Origin of the sequence: Actinoplanes sp. NPDC048791, from assembly GCF_040650095.1 — a bacterium.
GTDB lineage: Bacteria > Actinomycetota > Actinomycetes > Mycobacteriales > Micromonosporaceae > Actinoplanes.
Genome location: NZ_JBEZGQ010000619.1, coordinates 1 through 5,151 on the forward strand (window position 1 = coordinate 1; position 5,151 = coordinate 5,151).

Below are 5,151 nucleotides of genomic sequence, written 5' to 3' on the forward strand. Positions count from 1 at the left end.
TTCCGACATGAGACCTCCCGCCCCAGCAGCGCACTCACGGTCGGCACCACCCGGGCCGCCCGGTCGTGGTCCACCACCCGCGGCTCGCCGGCGGCGCCGCCGGCACCGCCCGGGTCGGCGACGCGCTCACCGATCGCGCGGCGCTCACCCGCAGCAAAAGCCCCAAAGGTACGGCGCAGCAGCGGCAGAACGTCATTGAACGCGTCCGGTGCGATGTCGGCGAGCCACCCGTCGAGCAGTTCGAGCAGCGCGTCATCGTGCACGAGCAGCAGGCCACCGCCGGCGAGGAAACCCTCGACCCAGGCGGCGCCGTGCGCGGGTGGTGTGCCGACGGTCAACGGCAACCGCAGCCGCCGCTGCACCTCGGCGGTCCCGAGCCGGCCGGCGTCGAGCAGCAGCCGGGTGAACCGTCCGGCGAGCAGCCCGTGCAGATCCGCGCGTCGCGAGGCGGACTCCAATGTGGTCAGCCATCGGTCACGCAGCTCGTCGTCGTCGAGCAGGCTCACCGCGGAGTGCACACCGTCGATGTGCGCCCGCAACTCCTTCGCGGCCTCGTCGGACAGAGAGCCGACGGCGGAGGGCAACCCGGCGCAGACCCGGGTCAGCAGGCTGGCGGTGACGGTGGCCAGCCCGGCGACATCGGTGCGCCGGACGTCGCCGTACCGCAGGGTGCGGGCCAAGGCGGGAATGGCGGCCATCAGGTGGTTGATGTCGGCGTCGAGCGCGGCCCGGGTGTCGAGCGCGGCCAGCACCGGCGGGTACGCGTCCGCGAGGTCGGCGAGCAGGCACACCTCGACGAGCGCCGTCACGTCACCGAGCGACGCCGCTTTACGGGCCGCATCGGTCACCTTGGTGGTGGCTGCGGCGACGACGGTGGTGCCGTACATGCTGCCCTCGACCAGCTGAACGGCGAAGTCGGGCAGCCACCGCAGCCGCCACTGCTCCCGGAACGTGCCGGTGCCGCGCTGCGTCGTGTCGGCCTCGCCCCACGGCACCCCGATCGCGCGCAGCCGGTGCAGCAGCCGGCTGCGGGCCAGATCGATGTCACGGCGCAGGTCAAGGTCAAGAACACGTTCGAGCGCCTCGGCCTTGAGCCGCACGGACCGCTGCTGGGCGGCAAGATCCCGGGCCAGCGGTACGGCGGGCATGGCATCAGGAACCGCACCGAGCCGCTCACCGACAACCAGCCGCCGATCGATCAGCTCGACCCGCAACGGCTCGCCGTCACACATGACCGCCTCGGCCGCCTCGGTCACCTCGGCCAGCCCGGCCAACGGCCGCCCGCGAACACCGGCCAACGCCTCGGCCAGCCGGGTGGCCTCGATGACGTGCGCGGACGAGGTGGGCACACCCTCGGCCCGAAGCACGTGAGCAGCATCAACAAGCCAGCGCGGCACCACGTCGTCACCGGTGGTGAACAGGTGGTGGTACCAGCCCGGCGACCGCACCCCGGCGCCGTAACCGGACCAGGAAGCGAGCCGCCCGTACGTCCAGGGCACCCAGGTGAAGACGACCTTGGCCTTCTTCCGCCCCTTGAGCAGAGCGGCATCCTCGCGCGCGGTGACCTTCCGGGCGAGCGCGGGCACATGCCAGGCCCCGCAGACAACGGCGATGTTCTCGTGGGTGCGCCGCACCTCCCGCAGCACCGTGCGCATGTAGGCCTCCCGCAAGAGATCCTCGGGATCCTCGGGCGCGTTCTCCCGGATGGCCGTCATGGCCTCAGCAATGGCATCGAACGCCGGCATCCCCCGATGCTCGACGACGTCCTCCCACCACCGCTCAGGATCGTCGTAGCCGGCGGCGGCAGCCAACTCTCCGATGGGATCAACAGGCCGCAACCGCACGACGGGCTCATCCCCAGCGGTCTGGCCGGATATCTCATGCTCACTGTCCACAGCAGACTTCAGGTTCGCGGGACGCGGGGAAACGCTCGGCGTGCTCGCAGATTCCGTGCTGGAGGGGTCCAGGTCTGGAGGCGCCGCTGGTGCTGCGCCAGTGCTCGGCAGTGCCGGCGGATCCGGCGGGAGTGCGGCGCCAGGCGATGCCGAATCGGGGAGTAGGTCGGCGCCCGTGGGCGTCTGGCCGGTGAGTGGGTCGGTGCCGATCGGCGTCAGGTCGGCGGGTGTTACAGCGCCTGCGGGCGCTCGATCGAGAAGTGGTTCTACCGGTGCCGGGTCGGGCAGCGAAGCGCCGCCTGCTGGTGCGGGGTCGGGTCGCGGAGCACCGCCCAGCGTTGCCGCGCCGGGAAGTGAACCACCGCCTGCTGGCGCGGGGTCAGGAAGCGATTCACTGCTTGCTGGCGCGGGGTCAGGAAGTGAACCGCTGCCCGCCGGTGCCGAGCCGGGAAGCGAACCACTGCTTGCTGGCGCGGGGTCAGGAAGCGGATCACTGCCTGGTAGCGCAGGGTCAGGAAGCGGAACACCGGCCGCCGGTGCCGCGCCGGGACGCTGCCCAGCATCCGGCGGTGCCGGGTCCGAGGGCGGTGGCCCAGCCGAAGGCGGCGCATCCGGAGTCAGCTTGTCGGTCAACCGATAGGCATAAGGCAGATCGAAGAACCGAACCGGCACCCCCCGCTCCGCCGCCCACCGCATCGCCTGCCATTCCGGGGAGAACACCGCGAACGGCCAGAACGCCGCCCGTCCCGGGTTGTCCGCCGCGTAGCCCAGCAGCGCCACCGGTGGTTCCAGGCCGGCGTCGGCCACCCAGCGGACCAGGTCGTCCGCTTCCGGCGGGCCTTCGATCAGGATGATGTCCGGGCTTTGGCGGTCGAGCTCCTGCACCACCGCCCGGGCCGAGCCGGGGCCGTGGTGGCGGATGCCGTAGAGCCGTTCAGGCATCGCGGGCGGCTCGGTAGAAGTCTCGCCAGTCGGTGCGTTCGCGGACGACTGTTTCCAGGTATTCGCGCCAGACGACGCTGTCGGAGACCGGGTCCTTGATGACTGCGCCCACGATGCCGGCGGCCACGTCGCTGGGGTGCAGGTGGCCGTCGCCGAAGTGGGCGGCCAGGGCCATGCCGCTGGTGATCACCGAGATGGCTTCGGCCGGGGACAGGGTGCCGGTGGGGGATTTCAGTTTGGTGCGGCCGTCCTCGGTGAGGCCGGTGCGCAGCTCGCGGAAGATCGTCACGACCCGGCGGATCTCCTCCAGGGCGGTGGGGACCTCGGGCAGGTCCAGGGACTTGCCGAGCTGGCCGACCCGGCGGGCGACGATCTCCACCTCTTCGTCGGCCGACGCCGGCACGGGCAGGACCACCGTGTTGAAGCGGCGGCGCAGCGCGCTGGACAGCTCGTTGACCCCGCGGTCGCGGTCGTTGGCCGTGGCGATCAGGTTGAAGCCACGCTGGGCCTGGACCTCCGTGTTGAGCTCCGGGACCGGCAGGGTCTTCTCCGACAGCACGGTGATCAGGGCGTCCTGCACGTCGGACGGGACGCGGGTCAGCTCCTCCAGCCGGGCGATGGTGCCGGTCTGCATGGCCCGCATCACCGGGCTGGGCACCAGGGCCGCCTCGGACGGGCCCTCGGCGATCAGGCGGGCGTAGTTCCAGCCGTACCGGATCGCCTCCTCGGCGGTTCCGGCCGTGCCCTGCACCAGCAGGGTCGAGTCGCCCGAGATCGCGGCCGCCAGGTGCTCGGACACCCAGGTCTTGGCCGTGCCGGGCACGCCGAGCAAGAGCAGCGCACGGTCGGTGACCAGGGTGGACACCGCGACCTCGATCAGCCGGCGCGGCCCCACGTACTTCGGGGTGATCTTGGCGCCGTCGCCGAGCAGGTAGGTCACCACCGCCTGCGGCGACAGCCGCCAGCCGGGCGGGCGCGGGCGCTCGTCCGTCGTGGCGAGCAGGGCCAGCTCCTCGGCATACTGGTCCTCGGCGTGCGGTCGCAGTGCGGTCACTCGGGCTCCCTGTGTGTCCCTGCGGGCGATGGGTGATGCCGGGAACGTTACTCAGGCCCCCCGACAAGATGGGCCGGACAGGATGGGCCGGTCAGCGCAGCTCCTGGAGCATCTCGTAGCGGAAGTCGAGGGTCCGGGCCAGGTCCGCCACCGGCCGGACCCGGGACACGTCGCCCTGCTGCTGATCGAGCTCCTCGGCCAGCCGCGCCACCGGCACCGCATACCGGGGCGGCATGGCCAGCGCGGCCGCCCGGCACAGCTCCGCCAGCTGCCAGCTGTGCTTGTCCGTCCGGGCGCGGTGGGCGATCGTCTCCACCACCGCGACGGCCAGCTCCTCCGGCCATTCGCCCGGGTGCACCGCGAGCAGCCGGTGGGCCAGGTGGTCCTCGCGGCGCAGGAAGTCGGCGGCGATCCGGGCCAGGTCGGCCGGTGGCAACAGCAGGTGCAGATCCCAGCGCACGGCTTCGCGCAGCTTGGCCGCGCCTTCCCCGGTGTCGTTGAAGACGAGTGCGGTGGCCCATTCGGACTCGGCCTGGACGATGGCGGCCTTGGCCCAGCCGTGCAGCAGCGGCGTCTCCCAGTCGTGGCCGCGGGCCAGTGCCACGACCGCGGCGGGGCTGCGGTCGAAGGTGGTGGTCCAGGTCCTCAGCGGCGTGCCGGCGATGACCTCCTCCAGCAGCCAGGCCTGCACTCCCGTGCCGCGCGCCGGCTGGGCCGACACTCCGTCGCGCCGCAGCTCCGGCGTCAGCTCCGCGGGCGGGGTGACGACGAGCCGGCCTTCCCAGCGCACCGCCTCGTGCGCCCGCACCGACATCCGTTGGGCCAGCGCTGATCCGGGAAGTCGTTGCAGCAGGTCGAGGGCGGTCTCGCGGACCTCCTTGCGGCGGTCGTCGAGCGCCTGCTCCAGGAAGGCGTCGTCGGCGAGGGACAGGCCGGTGTCGAGAGCGGCCACGAAACGGGCACGGTCGTCGGGCGCCTCCGTCGGCCAGGTGCTCTGCAACAGAGCCAGCGCGGCGGCCGGATCGGTGGCGCGCAGCCGCGACAGGTACGCGAGCCGTTCGCCCGCCGTGCCGGTCTCCCACACCTCCGGATCGCTGGGCACCCCGGCCGCGGGAGCCTCGTCGCGCAGCCACCGCCAGTCGGGCCGCATCCCGGCCAGCCAGGCGCCACGATTGCCCGCCACCTGGCCGAGCGCGGGGCGGATCGCCGCGTTGCGCCGGCCCGCGTCCAGCAGCGCCGGCAGCGTCTCGGGCGGCACGT

The 5,151-nt window shown here is 72.6% G+C and carries 4 protein-coding genes and 1 pseudogene; all 5 read right to left on the minus strand.

The features are described from left to right. Nucleotides 1–1,811, minus strand: a 1,811-nt coding sequence (locus tag AB0C29_RS32785; protein WP_360828457.1) for a DUF5682 family protein, incomplete at its 3' end; no start/stop codon positions are given. A gap of 350 nt (nucleotides 1,812–2,161) precedes the next feature. Then, nucleotides 2,162–2,458: a hypothetical protein gene (locus tag AB0C29_RS32790; RefSeq protein ID WP_360828460.1), complete on the minus strand. Its 297-nt coding sequence runs from the start codon at nucleotides 2,456–2,458 to the stop codon at nucleotides 2,162–2,164. Between the two features lie 46 nt (nucleotides 2,459–2,504). Next, a pseudogene (locus AB0C29_RS32795) lies at nucleotides 2,505–2,837 on the minus strand (DUF5682 family protein); the annotation flags it as partial. Further along, complete coding sequence (locus tag AB0C29_RS32800; protein ID WP_360828451.1) at nucleotides 2,830–3,891, minus strand: AAA family ATPase; 1,062 nt, start codon at nucleotides 3,889–3,891, stop codon at nucleotides 2,830–2,832. The pseudogene AB0C29_RS32795 and the gene AB0C29_RS32800, both read right to left, overlap by 8 nt. A 91-nt stretch (nucleotides 3,892–3,982) precedes the next feature. Continuing rightward, the coding region (locus AB0C29_RS32805; RefSeq protein ID WP_360828454.1) for a DUF5691 domain-containing protein at nucleotides 3,983–5,151 on the minus strand (1,169 nt) is incomplete at its 5' end.